Consider the following 15749-nt stretch of genomic DNA (forward strand, 5'->3'; position numbering starts at 1 on the left):
CTGGATGACTGACTGACCTGAGGAGGTCGTATGCCGCTCGCCGAATTTGACAGTTCCGTAGGCCATTCCTTCGGATTGGAATTCGACAGCGTTCTCATCCGGCAGATCACCGAGGTCAGTGGTCTGAAGATGGAACAGGACGTCATCGAGCTGAAGCAGAACACCGCGGACGGAAAATACGCGATCAAAAAGCTGCCGGGCCGGCCCAAGGCCGGTGAGGTCACCGTCACCCGCGGGCTGACCGAGGACAACAGCTTCGAGCAGTGGATCAAGGATTCCCGGTTCGGGAAGATGGTCAGCGCCCGCCGCAATGGCTCGATCATCGTCTACGACTACGAGGGCATGCCGATCAAGCGCTACAAGCTCATCAACGCCTGGCCCAAGTCGCTGGAGATCAGCACGCTCAAGGCCGGGGACACCTCCGTGCTCACCGAAAAACTGTCGATCACCTACGAGAGTGTGGAAGTCGACTGATGCGGCGCGCGTTCGCCCCCTCCGCGCGGCAGGAGGAGGGCACCGGCGAGGAGCCCGGAAGCGGTACGCTGCGCACCGAGTTCGCCTTCGAGCTGCCACGCGGATACGTCGACGAGTCCGGCACCGTGCACCGCAGCGGTGTGATGCGGCTGGCGACCGCCCGCGACGAGCTGATTCCGCTACGGGACGACCGGGTCCGGGAGAACTCCGCGTATCTGTCCGTCGTGCTCATCTCCCGCGTGATCACGCGCCTGGGCACGATCGACGACGTCCACCCGGGCGTCGTGGAGGACCTGTTCGCCTCCGATCTCGCCTTCCTCCAGGACTTCTACCGCAGGATCAACGCCGAGGGACACACCCGCGCCGCGGTCACCTGCCCCTCCTGCCACGAGAACTTCGCGGTGGACCTGTCCGGCGGTGGTCGCCTGGGGGAATCGTGACGTACGCGACCGACCGGATCTACGAGGAAGTCGCGTACCTCGCCTACCACTTCCACTGGCCCCTGGACCAGATCCTCGACCTCGAACACCCCGACCGGCTGCGGTATGTCAACCACATCGCCCGGCTGAGTGAGCGGTGAGGGCGGATGGGATTGCTGTCCTGGTGGAGTGGGGTTCGGCGCGGTGGTTCCCGGCCCGGGCCGGCCGCGCCCCCTACACCTGACGCGCCGGTCGCATCCGCCGCGCCAGGGTGGCTGGAGTTGCCCGCCCTGCAGCGTACGGTCGCCGAACCGGAGTTGGTGACCGACCCCAGCGGATTCCGCGGCTCCCTGGACACCTGGCGGGACTCGTCCTTCCTGACCCCACTGGGCCACCTGGTCAGCCCCGAGGCTCCGTCCGGCCTGGGGCACGGGCTCGCCACGCCGGGCGTGCCACAGGCACCGGACGCGGGCAGTGCGGCTGGCGTGCCCGATACGCCGACGGTGAGTCGCGTGTTCGACCTGCCCCGGAGCGGCGGTGGCGGCGGTGGCGGCGACGCGCGGCCATCCGGCACCCCCTCCGTGGCCTTGCAGCGAATCGCGGACTCGAACGTCGTGGAGCCGCTGATCTCCGCTCGGCCACCGGCCATGCGGATACGTCAGCTGCCCGCGCTGCCCGTCGCGCCCGCGCAGCGGGCCGTCCCGGATACGGGCACCACTCCGCCCGCCGTCCAGCGGCGTTCCGCGGCGCCCACGCCCCCCACGCCTCCCCGGCCGCACACCGTCGGTCTCGGCGAGCCGCTGACCGGGCTGCCGCCCACCGCGCAGCGCACACCCGCCGCGAGCACCGGCGCCGTACCGCTGGACGAGCCCGGCGGTGGTACGGCGGAGGCGGAGCAGGCCGAGGTGTCCAGGCCGCTGCTCGGCGACGATCCGCTGGAAGTCCATACGGCCGACAGCGGGCCGGAGCCGCCCACGCCACCCACACCACCCGCGCCGATACCCGCCGCGCCCCATCTCCAGCCCCAGCCCCAGCCCGTCGCGGATCGGCCGCCGGTCCCGATCCAGCGGGCCTCGGCGGCCGGGACGCCTGTGGCGGAGGTGCCGCCCGCACCGGTCGCGGGGCCGGTGGTGCCTCTGATCGCGCAGCGGTCGGTGCCCCTCTTCTCGGGGGTACGGCCGCCCTCGACCGACAGTCCGACCGACGGCCCGTCGGGGGTTTCCCCGTTGCCTGCCCCGGAACCTCCGGTCGTACCGGTGCGGTGGTCCGACCCGAACGACAGCCCCCCGGCGGGCAGGGCCGTTGGCGCCTCAGGAGTGCCCTCGGCTCAGCGGTCCGTCGCTTCGGCGGCCGCGCCCCCGCCCCCGTCGGCCTCCCGTGTCACAGCTGGGCCGTCGAAGTCCTCGGGCGGGCGGCTGGTCGACGCCGGGGCGGTGGCCATTGCCGCGGGTGTGGCGCAGCGTATGGCCGATGGGTCGGTGGTGTTCCGGCCCCCGTCGCCAGGACCCCCGTCGTCAAAGCCCTCTGCGCCACCGTCGCCGGCGCCGCCACCATCGGTCGCGGGCGCCGCCACCCCCACCGTTCCCTCCGTACCGCTCCCTCCGCCCGTCCAGCGCGACTCCGAGAACACCGAGCCCCCACCCCCCGAACCCGAACCCGGACCTACCCCCGAACCGCCACAAGGCTCAGAAGCCGCCACCCCTCCGGCCCCCACCAGCGACGGCAAAGGCGGGCCACCGAAAGTGGACGACGAACTGGTCCGGGCGCTGTACGCGCCGCTGAGCCGACTGCTCAAGGCGGAGCTGCGGCTGGAGCGCGAGCGAGCCGGTTTTCTGATCAACACCAGGCACTGACAAGTCAGGCACTGACAAGTGCGGAGAGAAGGGAGACGGCGTGGCCGTTACCGATGACCCGGCGGTCAGCGTCTGCTTCGTCGTCACCGTCGACGGGATCGAGCTCGGCTCGTTCAACACCTGCGAGGGCCTGGGCTGTGAAGTGGTGCTGGAACAGCGCGAGGAGGGCGGCAACAACATCCATCTCTGGCAGTTGCCGACCCGCCTGAAGTACCCCAACATCAAGCTGTCCCGGCCGCTGACCCGCGACACCGAGAAGGTGGCCAAGTGGTTCGCGAGCATGACCACCGGTATCCGCCGCAGGACCGCGCATATCGAGGCGCGTACGGGCGACGGCCGCAAGGTGGCCCAGTGGGGGCTGCTGGAGGTCGTGCCGGTGCGCTGGACCGGGCCCTCGTTCAACCCGGAGTCCCCCAAGGTGGCCATCGAGACCATTGAGATCGCGCACCACGGTTATGTCATGGAGCCGGAGTCATGAGTTCACCCGTGGCGTTCAGCGCGGCGGGCGGGGCCGCCGCGGCCAAAGGTGCCAAGGGGGGCGGCGGAGCGCGGCCCAAGCTGGAGCACGCGTATCTGGAGCTGCGCACCCCGCCACCCGGTGGCGGGCTGACCCCGGGCGGCGCCTGCGGACGTATCGACTTCCAGTTCAACCCCAAGGAGCTGAGCCTGACCAAGGCCGCGGCGTGGAAGCGCACTCCCGCCAAGGGCGCGAAGAGCGCCGGGCCGCCGGAGTACCAGGGGCCGCAGCCCAGCAAGCTGACGGTCGAGATGTTCTTCGACGCGAGCGACACCCAGGACACCAGCGTCGTGACCTCCGTGGAGCAGCTGTTCACCTGCTGCGTACCGACCAATGAGACCCGACAGCAGCAGCGCTCGTCGCCACCGTGGGTGGTGTTCCACTGGGGCGGGCTGACCGGGTTTCCCGGCTATGTGAGTCAAGTTCAGGCGAAGTACACCCTGTTCACCACCTCCGGTGTACCGATCCGGGCGGTGTGCCAGGTGACGATGGAGGAGATCACCGGGGACACCCCGGGCCAGAACCCGACGTCGGGCGCCCTGCACGCCCGCCGGGTGCACCGGGTGCGCGCCGGTGACACGCTGCCGCTGCTGGCCTGGCGGGAGTACGGCGACCCGGCCGCCTGGCGGGTGATCGCGGAGGCGAACGGAATCGACGATCCGATGCGCCTGGCCAACGGCCGTGAGCTGCTGCTCCCCGCCCTCGATGAGCTGGAGCGCCTTGAAGCCACTGCCCAGGAGCAGGGCCGGAGCGCCGACCACGACAGGGGGCGGTGAGCCAGGCATGGTCAATCAGAGTGTGGCGAAGTCCCTGGTCGTGGAGTTCGGCGGCCGTCCGCTCCCGCCCGGCCTGGCCAACACGCTCGTCGAGGGGTACGTGGACGACAGCCGCACCCTGCCCGATCTGTTCGTGCTGCGCTTCCGCGACCCCAGCCGGGTGCTGCTGGAGCAGGCGGGGCTGACCATCGGCACCGAGGTACGGCTGCTGGCCGGCGCGGGCGGCGGTCCGTCGCCGCGCCCGCTGCTGTCGGGAAACGTCACCGCGCTGGAGGTGGAGATCGACGACACCGGCACCTTCACCGTGGTACGTGGCCTCGACGAGTCGCACCGCCTCTTCCGCGGCCGCCAGGTCGCGAGCTACCAGAACATGACGCTCTCCGACATCTGCACCAGCGTCGCCCGGCGGGCCGGGCTGCGCCCGGGGAAGATGGATGTCGCGGGCCCGGTGCTGGAACACGTGGCGCAGCCGAACATCAGCGACTGGGAGTTCATCCGCGCGCTGGCCGAGGAGGCGGGCGCACAGGCGTATGTGACAGAAGGCCAGTTGCACATCGCCAAGCCGACCGAGGCGGGCGGCGCCCCGGATGTGTCGGCGCGCGCCGCCCGCGAGCCGCTGGTGCTGGAGATGGGCGACAACCTGCTGCGCTGCCGGGCCGGAGTGTCCGCCGCCGAGCAGGTGTCGGCGGTGGAGGTGCGGGGCTGGGACGTACGGGCCAAAGAGCCGCTGGTGGGGCGGGCCGACGCAGGGAAGGCGGCGACGCTGGATCTGGGCCTGACGGCGGCGGAAGTGGCGCGGCCCTTCGGCGAGGCGAGTTTTGTGGTCTCGGACGCCCCGTACGGCAGCCAGGCCCAGGTGGACCAGGCGGCCAAGGCGCTGGCGGCGCGCATCGCGGGGTCGTTCGCCGAACTGGAGGCGGTGATCCGGGGCAACCCGGAGGTACGGGCGGGCGGCGCGGTCACGCTGGCCGGGGTGGGCAAACCCTTCGAGGGCCGCTATACGGTCACCTCCTCGCGGCATGTCTTCGACCCGGTGCGCGGTTACGAGACCTGGGTGACCGTCTCCGGGCAGCAGGAGCGTTCGCTGTTCGGGCTGACGGGCGGCGGCTCCGGCGGGGGTACGGACACCAGTGCCCGGTGTTCGGGACTGGCCAACGGCACGGTCACCGACACCAAGGACCCGGAGGGGCTGGGCCGGGTCAAGGTGCGTTTCCCCTGGCTGTCGGACGAATACGCCAGTGACTGGGCGCGGACCGCACAGGCGGGCGGGACGGCGGGCGGCGAGGCGTTCATCCCCGAGGTGGGCGACGAGGTGCTGGTCGGGTTCGAGCAGGGGCATCTGGACCGGCCGTATGTGCTCGCCGGTCTGTACAACGGCAAGGACAAGCCGGGACAAGGGGGGCAGGGGGGCCAGGGGCAGCCACAAGGTCTCGGCCCCGGCCAGACACAGGCACAGGGCCAGGGCCAAGGGGGCGGACAGGAGGCGGAGGCGGTCGACCCGACCAGCGGGGCGGTCAACAAACGCGCCTTCGGCTCGCGCGGCGGCAACAAGCTGGAACTGCTCGATACCGCGAACGGCCCGCAGGGGGTACGGCTGGTCACCGGCGACGGAAAACTCAAGATCAATCTCGATCGCCAGGGCACCACCATCGTGGTGCACAGCGACGGCAAAGTCGAGATCGAGGCCAAGGAGCAGGTCTCCATCAAGGCGGGCAGCGGGGTGACGCTGGAGGCCGGCAAGGGCCCGCTCGAACTGGGCGGCGACTCGGTGAAGCTGACGGCCCGCAACGGAGTGGCGGTGGACGGCGGCAACGGCCAGGTGAAGCTGTCCACCGGCGGCACGGTGGAGGTGCAGGGCGGCCAGGTGGCGGTGGGCAGCACCAACCGCACCGAGATCAAGGGCGGCAACTCCCTCTCCGTCAACGCGCCCCTGGTACGGATCAACTGACCGCTCAGCAAAGCGACCGGACACCGCACACAGGAACAGACGAGGACAGTCAGGGGGCACCACACATGCCAGCAGCCGCACGCGTCGGCGATCCCACCGGTCACCCCGGCGTGGTCGGCCCGCCCGGCGAGCCCACCGTGCTCATCGGCGGCCGGCCCGCGGCCACCGTGGGCACCCCGCACCAGTGCAGTGCGCCCGCCGCCCATCCGCAGTCCCGGATCGCGCCGCCCGGCAGCGCCACCGTCCTGATCGGCGGGCAGCCCGCGGCCCGCGTGGGCGACACGGCGGGCTGCGGCTCCCCGATCACCGCCGGGTGCCCGAGCGTACAGATCGGCGGGTGAGCGGGCATGGGCCAGCAGTTCATCGGCGCGGGCTGGGCGTTCCCGCCCCGTACGGACGCCACCGGCAGCATCGCGCTGGTCCGGGACGAGCGCGAGCTCGAGGAGTCGATCCGGCTGATCCTCGCCACCTCCCCCGGCGAGCGGCAGATGCGTCCGGAGTTCGGCTGCGCCCTGGGCGACTACGTGTTCGCGCCCGCCGACGCCGGTACGGCCGGACAGCTGGCCTACGAGGTGCGGCTGGCCCTGGAGCGGTGGGAGCCGCGCATCGAAGTGGCGGAGGTCGCCGTCCGGTTCGACGAGGCGGACCAGGGGGTGCTGTACATCGACATCAGCTACGCGGTGCGCGGCGCCAACGACCCCCGCAACCTCGTGTTCCCGTTCTACGTGATCCCGCACAGTGAGGACGGCGGATGACGCTCCCCAGCCCCAACCTGGACGACCGGCGTTTCCAGAGCCTGGTGGACGAGGCCAAGCGGCTGGTGCAGCAGCGCTGCCCGGAGTGGACCGACCACAACGTCTCCGATCCGGGTGTCACCCTGATCGAGGCGTTCGCCACCATGGTCGACCAGCTCGTCTACCGGCTGAACCGGGTGCCGGACAAGAACTATCTGGCCTTCCTCGACCTGATCGGCGTGCGGCTGTACCCGCCGACCGCGGCGCACACCGACGCCACCTTCTGGCTCTCCGCACCGCAGCCGGAGCCGGTGCGCATCAGGGCCGGTACGGAGATCGCCACGGTGCGCACCGAGACCGAGGAGGCGGTGGTCTTCACCACCAGCCGGGACCTTTCGGTGGTGCCGTGCGCGCTGACCCACCTCGCCACCTGGCCGGCCTCCGGCAACGCCGCCGACCGCTCGGAGGAGCTGGCGCTCGGCCGTGACGTACCGTGCTTCGGCCCGACCCCCGCCCCAGGGGACAGCCTGTACATCGGGCTGTCCAATCCGGTGCCCGGCTGCGCGGTGGTGCTGCGTCTTGACTGCCGGGTGGACGGGGTGGGCGTCGACCCGCGCCGCCCGCCGCTGCTGTGGGAGGCGTGGGACGGCAACGCCTGGGTGGCGTGCGAGGTGGAGAAGGACGACACCGGCGGGTTCAACAAGGCGGGAGAGGTCATCCTGCATGTGCCCGCCACCCACACGGGCTCGGTGCTGGTACGGCAGTCCGCGGGCTGGCTGCGCTGCCGGCTGCTGCAGGCCGCACCGGACCAGCCCACCTACGTGGCATCCCCGACAGTACGTCAGGCCGGCGCGTTCACCATCGGCGGCACGGTGGAAGCCGAACACTCCGAGAAGGTCGTGGAGGAAGTCCTCGGGCTGTCCGAGGGGGTGCCGGGGCAGGGTTTCCAGGTCGCCAGGGTGCCGGTGGTGGCGGGCGAGGAGCCATTCGTGGTCGAGGTGGCGGAGGGCCCCGGCTGGCTGGAGTGGACCCGGGTGGACAGTTTCGCGCACTCCACCCCGTACGACCGGCATATCACCGTGGACCCCAACTCCGGCCAGGTGGACTTCGGCCCGGCGGTCCGGGAGGCCGATGGCACCCTGCGGCTGTTCGGCGCGGTGCCGCCGAAGGGGTGTCCGGTACGGGTGCGCGCCTACCGCACCGGCGGCGGGCGGCGCGGCAATGTGTCGCGCGGCGCGCTGCGGGTGCTGCGCAGCTCACTGCCGTACGTGGCGCGGGTGGAGAACCGGCGTCCGGCGCTGGGCGGGGTGGACGGCGAGACCGTCGAGGACGCCCGGGTGCGCGGGCCGATGACGCTGCGCACCCTGCACCGGGCCGTGGTGCCGCACGACTACGAGCAGCTGGCCCGCGAGTTCGCGCCGGACGCCGCCCGGGTGGCCTGCATACCGGCAGGCGAAGACCGGGCCGAGGGCGGGGACGGGGCACGGACGGGCGGGGCACAGACGGGCGGGGTGCGGCTGCTGGTGGTGCCCGCGGGTGGCGACGACGAGCAGGGCCGGATCCGGTTCGAGGACCTCATCCCACCGCCGGCCACCCTGGCCAGGCTGGCCGACCATCTGGAGGAGCGGCGTCCCATCGGGGCCCAGCTGTCCGTCGAGCCGCCCTACTACCAGGGCGTCACGGTGGTCGCCACCGTCCAGCCGAGCCGCGGGACGGCCGCAGAACGGCTCCGCGACGCCGCCCTGACCGCGCTGTACGGCTACTTCAACCCGCTCACCGGCGGCCCGGACGGACAGGGCTGGCCGTTCGGGCGGCCGGTCCACTCCGGTGAGGTGTTCGCGGTGCTCCAGCAGGTGCCCGGGGTGGATCTGGTCGAGGACGTACGGCTGTTCCCGGCGGACCCCGTGACGGGGCAGCGGGGCGAGGCGAGCAACAAGATCGAACTCGATGGACACGCGCTGGTGTTCAGCTATGAGCACCAGCTCCGGGTGCGGGAGGCCTGAGTGCGCGGACTACTTCCCGGGCTGCCCACCGCCCACCCCCTGCTCCACCAGCTGCCGGCGGTCTATCACGGCGAGGAATTCCTCGAACGATTCCTGAGCGCTCTGGACGAGATGCTGGCCCCGGTGCTGCTCACGCTCGACAACCTGCCCGCGCATCTGCATCCGCGCACCGCCCCCGAGGACCTGCTGGCCTGGCTGGCGCAGTGGGTGGCGGTGGAGGTGGACCAGGACCGCCCGGTCAATCAGCGGCGGGCGGTGGTGGCCACCGCCGTGACCCGCCACCGTCAGCGGGGCACCCGGCAGGGGCTGGCGGCGGCGGTGCGGGTGGAGACCGGTATCGAACCGGAGATCAGCGAGAGCGGCGGTACGTCATGGTCCTCCGAGCCCGGGGCGGCGCTGCCCGGTTCGGCCCGGCCGTGGGTGACGGTACGGCTGCGGGTGCCCGATCCGGAGCGGTTCGACCGGACGCGGGTGGAGAAGCTGGTCGCGGCGGAGGTTCCGGCGCACGTTCCGTACCGGGTGGAGATCGTGGCCGCTACGGAGGGGGACGCGACGGAGGGGGTCGGGCCGACATGATTTGCCCCGAGTGCGGACATCGCAATGCGGCGGGGGCGCAGTTCTGTGCCTCGTGTCAGGCGTTCTTGGAGTGGGAGCGGGAGGGGGCGACGACGGAGCCGACCGCTGCCCCTCGGCGCCCCGGCGACCCGCTGGACGGCCCGCCCGACGCCGGCCCGGACCACCACCGTCCGGACTCCCCGGCCGCTCCGGCCGCCCCGGCCACGCCCGCCACGCCTCCGGTGCCGCCCCGCCCGGATGTCGCACCGCGCCGGCCGGGCCGCCCCTGCCCGCGGTGCCGGGCGGAAACCCCGTACGACCGCAGGCTGTGTGTGCGCTGCGGCGCGCTGCTGGATGTCGCGTCCGCGCCCGCCACGAACCGCCCGCTCCCCTGGTGGCGGCGGATCTTCCGGCGCGGGGACCGGCGTCCGCTGACGGCTGGGGAGCGGCCGCGCCTCAGGAGCCGGCCGCGGCCCCGGCTGCTGCTGCCGGTCGTGCTGCTCGTCCTGGCCGCGGCGGCCTGGTTCGGCCGCGGCCAGCTCTCGGAGCTGTTCACCTTCACCCAGGACCGGACCAGCGATCCCAAACCGCTGCACGCCGATCAGTTCCGCGGCTCCAGCCAGGCACCCGGGCATACGGCCCATGCGGCCTTCGACGGCTACAACAACAAGTACTGGGCGCCCGCCACCGGCGGCCCCGCCAACGGCCAGTATCTGGAGGCCGACTTCGACCAGCCGGTGCGGCTGCGGAAGCTGCTGATCACCTCCGGGAGCTCGGCGAAGGAGGCCGAGTTCCTGACCCAGGCGCGGCCCTCGGAGCTCACCGTCACGCTGGTCTCCTCCGAGGGGAAGCGCAGCACCAAGACCCTGAAGCTGAACGACAAGCCCGGCCAGCAGACCTTCGACGTCACAGGGACGGAGGTCACTCGGGTGCGGCTGACGGTCGGCGGTGCGTACGGGGCCCGGTCCGATCGCCGGGTGGCCATCGCCGAGGTGGAGTTCTTCGGCCGGCGGTGACGGGTGACGCTCGGCGCCCGCGGCAGCGTACGCCTGCGGCTCAGCCCGTGGACCAGACGCGGCGCAACTGCTCGAAACGGGTGGGCAGCGGGGGGCGCCGGGCCGCGTAGGTCGCGTTCGTACGGTGGACGAAGCGGCGCCAGGAGAGCACCAGGCCCTGGCGGGTGATGGGCAGCCCGGCGGCGACCGTGATCCCGTTGTCATGGGTGTGGTGCACCGTCAGCAGCAACGCCCTCGGCACCGTCCCCTCCAGCTCCGCGCACAGCTCCTGACGCACCCGCAGCCACCGCCGCAGCACCATGACGGTGCCCGTATCCAGGCCGTGCCGGCGCGGGACGCGGTGCTTGCCGTGCTCGATGGTCACCGCGCCCGCGTCCAGGTCCAGCGCGTCGGCGGTGCAGCGCAGCAGGTCCCCGTAGCGGGCGCCGGTGGCCCGGGCCAGCCCGACCACCACGGCCAGCCGCACCGTCTCCGGCCGTGTGCCCTGCTCCATCGCCTGCACCGACAGCAGCCGCCACACCCACTCCGCCTCGGCGTCCGACACCACCGGCCGCGGATACCGGCTGTCCGCCCCGTTCCCCGCCATCACCGTCCGCCTCTCCGGACCCGATCCGGTCCGCTTGGCACACTATTTCATGCAACTCTCCTTCCCACTCCCGATCGCGGGCATTCCACGGCAGGCCGCACGGTACGGTCGCCGGGTGCGGTTGCTGCTGATGTCCGACACCCATGTCCCGCTGCGCGCCAAGCGACTCCCCGAGGAGCTGCTGACGCGGGTGGCGCGCGCCGACGTCGTGATCCACGCCGGGGACTGGGTCGACACCGCCACCCTCGACCTGCTGGAGGCCCGCTCCCGGCGGCTGATCGGGGTGTACGGCAACAACGACGGCCCGCAGCTGCGGGCGCGGTTGCCGGAGGTGGCGTACGCGGAGCTGGGCGGGGTGCGCTTCGGGGTCGTGCACGAGACCGGGGCGGCGCGGGGCCGGGAGGCGCGCTGCGCCGCGCGCTTTCCCGAGCTGGATGTGCTGGTGTTCGGCCACAGCCACATCCCGTGGGACTCGATGGCCGAGGAGCGGTTGCGGCTGCTCAACCCCGGCTCCCCCACCGACCGGCGCCGTCAGCCCCACTGCACCTATATGACGGCCGAGGTGTCAGCCGGGCGGCTGACCGGCGTGGAACTGCACCGGCTGCCGCCCCGCCGCTGACGAGACAGCGCGCGGGATCACTCCTGATCGGCGATCAGAGGGGAGACCGGCCGCTCGAAGAAGGTCTCCAGCACCACCGTGGCCCGCGTCCCGCTGACTCCGTCGATCGCGTAGAGCCGGCGCAGTACGTCCTGCAGCTGCTCGGTGGTCGCGGTCCTGACTTTGACCAGCACCGATGCGCTGCCGGCGATGACGTGCGCCTCCAGGATCTCGGGGAGCGCGGCGAAGCTCTCCGCGGCGTCTCCCATCCAGGAGGTGGAGTCGACCGTCACGTAGGCCAGCACACCGCCCCCCACCGCCGCCGGGTCCACGTCGGCCGCGGTGCGTCGGATCACGCCGCGCTCCCGGAGCTTCCGCACGCGTTCATGGGCGGCGCCGGCGGAAAGGCCCACGGCCCGGCCCAGCGCGGCGTAGGACTGGGTGGCGTCCTGCTGGAGCCGTGCCAGCAGGGCGCGGTCGATGTGATCCATTGCATTCCATTCAGTAGAAATCCGCGATGACCATATCTCATTCGGCCATCTATGCTTTTTGCCGGAGTAGATCCGATCTTCCACGGAAGGGGGAGGTGCCTGTGAACAGCGAGCGCCCCGCGCTGTACGAGATGTTCGACGACCGGTTCCGCACCGGACGGTGCATGAACGGCGATGCCGGCCTCGAGGTCCTGTACACCGGCTGCCGCTGGGCCGAGGGGCCCCTGTACATGCCCGCCTGGCGGCAGGTGATCTGGAGTGACATCCCCAACGACCGGATGCTGCGGTGGGATGAGGAGACCGGCGCGGTCGGCGTCTTCCGCCGCCCGGCCGGGCACACCAACGGCAACACCCTCGACCGCGAGGGGCGCCTGATCACCTGTGAGCAGGGCAACCGCCGGGTGACCCGGACCGAGCACGACGGCACGGTCACGGTGCTGGCCGACCGCTGGCAGGGCAAGCGCCTGAACAGCCCGAACGACGCGGCGGTGAAGTCCGACGGCTCGATCTGGTTCTCCGACCCGGACTTCGGCATCACCAGTGACTATGAGGGCTATCGCGCCGAGAGCGAGATCGGCGCCAACAACGTCTACCGGATCGACCCGGAGAGCGGCTCGGTGCACCTGGTCGCCGATGGCTTCGGCGCGCCGAATGGCCTGGTCTTCTCGGCCGACGAGCGGCAACTGTTCGTCTCCGACACCCGGGCCGGCTTCATCCGCGTCTTCGACGTACGCGATGACGGCACGCTGTCGGACGGCGAGATCTTCGCCGAGGCCGCGGCCCGTTCGGCCGCCCGCTTCGACAACCTCCGTTTCGACGACGGCGGGCGACTCTGGGCGGCCGCGATGGACGACGGCGTGCACTGCTACGACCCCGACGGCACGCTGATCGGGCGGCTCGACATCCCCGAGACGGTGGCCAACATCTCCTGGGGCGGCGCCAAGCGCAACCGTCTCTTCATCACGGCGCAGACCAGCCTCTACTCGCTGGTCATGGGCGTCACGGGCACGCATCCGACCGGGCCGGGGCCCAGGCCGTGAACTTCCGGTCGATCTATCAGCACGGCTTCGCGCGTGTCGCCGCGTGCACCGGCCGGCCGGGTCGGCGGATCTGCTGACGGTGCTCTGAGCGCGGCGGGACGATCCGGGTCGACGGCGCGGTGGTGCCGTTCGGGGTGGACCTGCTCCTTGCGGCGCAGGACGTCCCCGGGCTCGTGCTGCACGCGGAGATCTGCGAGGGCATGTGGGTGCTGCCTCGCGGCGTACGTCCACGCAGCGGCCGGACTGGGCGAGTCGACCACTGACCTGTCCTGGGACGGCCAGACCATGATCCACGAGAACGGTGTACTGCTGGCCGAGACCGACCGGTTCCCGCTCGACGACCGGTACGCGGTGGCCGATGTGGACCTCGATCTGCTGTGGCAGGAGCGGCAGCGCATGGGCGCGTTCGACGACAACCGCCGTGCGCACGCCGCGCGCACCGGTGGCTTCCGGCAGGTGCCGTTCCGCCGGGCGATGGACCGCGCGGGCCGCCCGCGCGGCGACATATTGGCCGTCACCCTGCCCGGCTTCGCCACCAGCGACCACACCAAGGACAACGCCCACAAACTGATGCCCGCGCTCGGCGTCACCGCGAGCGATCGGTCATGCCGAACGGGCCGAAGGTCTCGGCCGGCGGTCCCCTCTCGCCACGCGGTGACTGGCGCGCCGTCCGACGGTACGGCCGAGACCTGGCTGCGAGACCTCACCCGCTGCGACACCCCGGGCACCTGACGGCAGCCGGTGCTCAGCCCACGTGCACATGCGGGCGCCGGGCGCGGTCCGGCTCGGCCTCGCGCAGCACCTCGCGGGTGACGGGTGCGACCTCCCCCTGCCCGAAGAGGAAGAACCGCAGGAAGTGGTGGATCGGGTTGCCCTCGGTCCACTCGAAGTAGATATGCGGCCGCTGGTCCGTCAGGTCCCGTACGTGCAGCAGCATCCCGGCGAGCGCGTTGGGGATGGAGGAGCTGACCAGCGTCAGCACGCGGTAGCGGCCGTGCAGCACCTCCCCGCACACCCGCAGTTGCGTCTCGAACTCCGACGGGTCCGCGACGGTGACCTCGACGAAGATGAAGTCCTCCTCGGCCGGCAGGTCGTTGTCGGTCCGGATCTGGCGGAGCTTGTCGCGGTACTCGGCCATGTCGCGGCGGTCCGGCTCGTTGGCGATGAACCGGATGGTGCGGTGGGCGATGTCGCGGACGAACCGGTCGGCCATCGGGTCCAGGTCCACCTGGGTGACGCGCAGTTCGAAGGCGCGGGCGATCCGGGACATCAGGGACAGCCCGATGATGCCGGCGATGAAGCAGGCGCCGATCTTCACACCGTCCGGCCGCTCCACGACGTTCGCCGCCGTGGTGTACACGAAGACCGCCGCGATGATGGCGAAGACCGCGGTCCAGCGGCGCTGCCTGGCCTTGCGCGCGGCGATGGTGACCGCGATGGAGGCGGAGGCGATGAGCACCAGCACCCCGGTGGCGTACGCGCCGCCCTGGGCGTCGACATTGGCGTCGAAGATCCAGGTCACCAGGAACGCGATGAGGGTGAAGACCAGCACCATGGGCCGCACCGCGCGCGCCCAGTGCGGCGCCATGCCGTACCGCGGCAGATAGCGGGGCATCAGGTTGAGCAGCCCGGCCATGGCCGAGGCGCCCGCGAACCAGAGGATGACGATGGTGGAGACGTCGTAGACGCTGCCGAAGCCGTTGCCCAGGTGTTCATGGGCCAGATAGGCGAGGGCGCGGCCGTTGGCGGCCCCGCCGGGCTCGAACTCCCGTTGTGGGATCAGCAGGGTGGTGATGAAGCTGGTGGCGATCAGAAAGACGCTCATGATCAGCGCGGCCGTGGTCAGCAGCTTCTTGGTCCCGTGGATCCGCCCGACCGGGCGCTCCTCGGTGTCGCCGGGGTCCCCTTCGACATGCGGCATGACGGCCACGCCGGTCTCGAAGCCGGACAGGCCCAGCGCCAGCTTGGGGAAGATGATCAGCGCGATCCCGATCATCAGCAGCGGGTTGCCGTGTTCGGTGGTCAGCGCCGTGGTCCAGTCCGAGACCACATGCGGTTCGACGATCACACGTTGCAGGCCCACCACCACGACGACCAGATTCAGCGTCAGGTAGATGCCGACCAGCACCACCGCAAGACCGATGGCCTCCGTGAAGCCTTTGAGGAACACGCCGCCGAGCAGGGCGATCAGCACCAGTGTGACGGCCACCTGGTGGCCGCGCAGGGTGCCGCCGACGTTGGGGTTCTCGATCAGGTGGGCGGTGGCGTCCGCCGCCGAGAGAGTGATGGTGATCAGGAAGTCGGTCGCCGCGAACCCCAGCAGGACCAGGACGAACAGCTTGCCCTGCCAGAACGACAGCAGCCGCTCCAGCATCGCGATCGACCCCTGGCCGTGCGGGCTCTCCTCGGCCACCCGCCGGTACACCGGCAGCGCGCCGGCGACGGTGACCAGCACGAGCACCAGCGTGGCCACCGGGGAGAGCACGCCCGCCGCGAGGGCGGCGATGCCCGGCTGATAGCCCAGGGTGGAGAAGTAGTCCACACCGGTCAGACACATGACCTTCCACCAGGGCCGCCCCGGGTGTTGCACCTCGGCGTACGGACCGGGCTGCTGCTTGGCGATATCGGCCAGGCCCTCGAGCATCCAGGTGCGCAGGCGCCCCCGCACCCCTCGCCCCCCTCCCCCGGCGCCGGGGCCCGCACGGGCGGAGCTGGCCATGACGTACTCCTGTCGAACCG

17 protein-coding genes and 1 pseudogene are annotated in these 15749 nt (G+C 71.5%); 15 read left to right on the forward strand and 3 right to left on the reverse strand.

All coding sequences use genetic code 11. The annotated features are described in order from the left end of the window. Positions 1–30 precede the first annotated feature (30 nt). The 12 genes from ACFV2X_RS12595 to ACFV2X_RS12650 all read left to right on the forward strand — a co-directional run bounded on the left by ACFV2X_RS12595 (position 31) and on the right by ACFV2X_RS12650 (position 10295). Positions 31–474 carry a phage tail protein gene (locus ACFV2X_RS12595; protein ID WP_014181557.1) on the forward strand — a complete coding sequence of 148 codons (444 nt, stop codon included), beginning with the start codon at positions 31–33 and terminating at the stop codon, positions 472–474. Beyond that, positions 474–914, forward strand: a complete 441-nt coding sequence (locus tag ACFV2X_RS12600; protein ID WP_385614951.1) for a hypothetical protein — start codon at positions 474–476, stop codon at positions 912–914. Before ACFV2X_RS12595 ends, ACFV2X_RS12600 begins: the two co-directional genes overlap by 1 nt. Then, positions 911–1054, forward strand: a complete 144-nt coding sequence (locus ACFV2X_RS12605) for a DUF6760 family protein (protein ID WP_089508240.1) — start codon at positions 911–913, stop codon at positions 1052–1054. The genes ACFV2X_RS12600 and ACFV2X_RS12605 overlap by 4 nt, the downstream gene beginning before the upstream one ends. Positions 1055–1174: 120 nt before the next feature. Then, the gene (locus ACFV2X_RS12610; RefSeq protein ID WP_385614955.1) at positions 1175–2746 is read left to right on the forward strand and encodes a hypothetical protein; all 1572 of its coding nucleotides are present in this window, start codon (positions 1175–1177) and stop codon (positions 2744–2746) included. 40 nt (positions 2747–2786) lie between these two features. Then, positions 2787–3224: a phage tail protein gene (locus ACFV2X_RS12615; RefSeq protein ID WP_358640752.1), complete on the forward strand. Its 438-nt coding sequence runs from the start codon at positions 2787–2789 to the stop codon at positions 3222–3224. Beyond that, on the forward strand, positions 3221–4039 hold the full coding sequence (locus ACFV2X_RS12620) for a peptidase M23 (protein WP_385614957.1): 819 nt from the start codon (positions 3221–3223) through the stop codon (positions 4037–4039). Before ACFV2X_RS12615 ends, ACFV2X_RS12620 begins: the two co-directional genes overlap by 4 nt. A 7-nt stretch (positions 4040–4046) precedes the next feature. Beyond that, positions 4047–5987: a VgrG-related protein gene (locus ACFV2X_RS12625; RefSeq protein WP_385614961.1), complete on the forward strand. Its 1941-nt coding sequence runs from the start codon at positions 4047–4049 to the stop codon at positions 5985–5987. A 65-nt stretch (positions 5988–6052) separates the two neighbouring features. Next, positions 6053–6328, forward strand: coding sequence for a PAAR domain-containing protein (locus ACFV2X_RS12630; RefSeq protein WP_385614963.1), 276 nt, complete (start codon positions 6053–6055; stop codon positions 6326–6328). 6 nt (positions 6329–6334) lie between these two features. Next, entirely contained in the window at positions 6335–6742 is a 408-nt protein-coding gene (locus tag ACFV2X_RS12635; RefSeq protein ID WP_385614965.1) for a GPW/gp25 family protein, read from the forward strand. Further along, complete coding sequence (locus tag ACFV2X_RS12640; protein ID WP_385614967.1) at positions 6739–8724, forward strand: putative baseplate assembly protein; 1986 nt, start codon at positions 6739–6741, stop codon at positions 8722–8724. Before ACFV2X_RS12635 ends, ACFV2X_RS12640 begins: the two co-directional genes overlap by 4 nt. After that, positions 8725–9300: a phage tail protein gene (locus ACFV2X_RS12645; RefSeq protein WP_385614970.1), complete on the forward strand. Its 576-nt coding sequence runs from the start codon at positions 8725–8727 to the stop codon at positions 9298–9300. Then, a complete protein-coding gene (locus ACFV2X_RS12650; RefSeq protein WP_385614973.1) occupies positions 9297–10295 on the forward strand; it encodes an NADase-type glycan-binding domain-containing protein in 999 nt (332 codons plus the stop codon). The genes ACFV2X_RS12645 and ACFV2X_RS12650 overlap by 4 nt, the downstream gene beginning before the upstream one ends. Positions 10296–10335: 40 nt before the next feature. On the opposite strand, the gene ACFV2X_RS12655 is transcribed toward ACFV2X_RS12650, so the two are convergent. After that, complete coding sequence (locus ACFV2X_RS12655) at positions 10336–10881, reverse strand: tyrosine-type recombinase/integrase (RefSeq protein WP_385614976.1); 546 nt, start codon at positions 10879–10881, stop codon at positions 10336–10338. A 115-nt stretch (positions 10882–10996) separates the two neighbouring features. Between ACFV2X_RS12655 and ACFV2X_RS12660 the strand changes: the two genes are divergently transcribed. After that, on the forward strand, positions 10997–11500 hold the full coding sequence (locus ACFV2X_RS12660; protein ID WP_385614978.1) for a metallophosphoesterase family protein: 504 nt from the start codon (positions 10997–10999) through the stop codon (positions 11498–11500). Positions 11501–11517: 17 nt separating this feature from the next. Here the strand turns inward: ACFV2X_RS12660 and ACFV2X_RS12665 are convergent, their stop codons facing one another. Further along, positions 11518–11970, reverse strand: a complete 453-nt coding sequence (locus tag ACFV2X_RS12665) for an Lrp/AsnC family transcriptional regulator (protein WP_385614980.1) — start codon at positions 11968–11970, stop codon at positions 11518–11520. 131 nt (positions 11971–12101) lie between these two features. Here ACFV2X_RS12665 and ACFV2X_RS12670 point away from each other — a divergent pair, with 131 nt between their 5' ends. Together ACFV2X_RS12670 and ACFV2X_RS12675 are read left to right on the forward strand one after the other, a co-directional pair. Next, positions 12102–13010 (forward strand): SMP-30/gluconolactonase/LRE family protein, encoded by a 909-nt coding sequence (locus ACFV2X_RS12670; protein WP_385615079.1) that lies wholly within the window; start codon positions 12102–12104, stop codon positions 13008–13010. Between the two features lie 86 nt (positions 13011–13096). Beyond that, a pseudogene (locus tag ACFV2X_RS12675) lies at positions 13097–13610 on the forward strand (hypothetical protein); the annotation flags it as partial. 145 nt (positions 13611–13755) lie between these two features. Here ACFV2X_RS12675 and ACFV2X_RS12680 read toward each other — a convergent pair. Beyond that, entirely contained in the window at positions 13756–15729 is a 1974-nt protein-coding gene (locus ACFV2X_RS12680) for an amino acid transporter (protein ID WP_385614983.1), read from the reverse strand. Positions 15730–15749 lie beyond the last annotated feature (20 nt).

The sequence above is a fragment of the Streptomyces sp. NPDC059679 genome (genome assembly GCF_042734105.1).
Lineage (GTDB): Bacteria > Actinomycetota > Actinomycetes > Streptomycetales > Streptomycetaceae > Streptomyces.

Excerpts from the sequence above, each read along its gene's own strand:
- ACFV2X_RS12595 (WP_014181557.1), top strand. The coding sequence starts at position 31 with ATGCCGCTCGCCGAATTTGACAGTTCCGTAGGCCATTCCTTCGGATTG.
- ACFV2X_RS12600 (WP_385614951.1), top strand. The coding sequence starts at position 474 with ATGCGGCGCGCGTTCGCCCCCTCCGCGCGGCAGGAGGAGGGCACCGGC.
- ACFV2X_RS12620 (WP_385614957.1), top strand. The coding sequence starts at position 3,221 with ATGAGTTCACCCGTGGCGTTCAGCGCGGCGGGCGGGGCCGCCGCGGCC.
- ACFV2X_RS12625 (WP_385614961.1), top strand. The coding sequence starts at position 4,047 with ATGGTCAATCAGAGTGTGGCGAAGTCCCTGGTCGTGGAGTTCGGCGGC.
- ACFV2X_RS12630 (WP_385614963.1), top strand. The coding sequence starts at position 6,053 with ATGCCAGCAGCCGCACGCGTCGGCGATCCCACCGGTCACCCCGGCGTG.
- ACFV2X_RS12635 (WP_385614965.1), top strand. The coding sequence starts at position 6,335 with ATGGGCCAGCAGTTCATCGGCGCGGGCTGGGCGTTCCCGCCCCGTACG.
- ACFV2X_RS12640 (WP_385614967.1), top strand. The coding sequence starts at position 6,739 with ATGACGCTCCCCAGCCCCAACCTGGACGACCGGCGTTTCCAGAGCCTG.
- ACFV2X_RS12650 (WP_385614973.1), top strand. The coding sequence starts at position 9,297 with ATGATTTGCCCCGAGTGCGGACATCGCAATGCGGCGGGGGCGCAGTTC.
- ACFV2X_RS12655 (WP_385614976.1), bottom strand. The coding sequence starts at position 10,881 with ATGGCGGGGAACGGGGCGGACAGCCGGTATCCGCGGCCGGTGGTGTCG.
- ACFV2X_RS12665 (WP_385614980.1), bottom strand. The coding sequence starts at position 11,970 with ATGGATCACATCGACCGCGCCCTGCTGGCACGGCTCCAGCAGGACGCC.
- ACFV2X_RS12670 (WP_385615079.1), top strand. The coding sequence starts at position 12,102 with ATGTTCGACGACCGGTTCCGCACCGGACGGTGCATGAACGGCGATGCC.
- ACFV2X_RS12680 (WP_385614983.1), bottom strand. The coding sequence starts at position 15,729 with ATGGCCAGCTCCGCCCGTGCGGGCCCCGGCGCCGGGGGAGGGGGGCGA.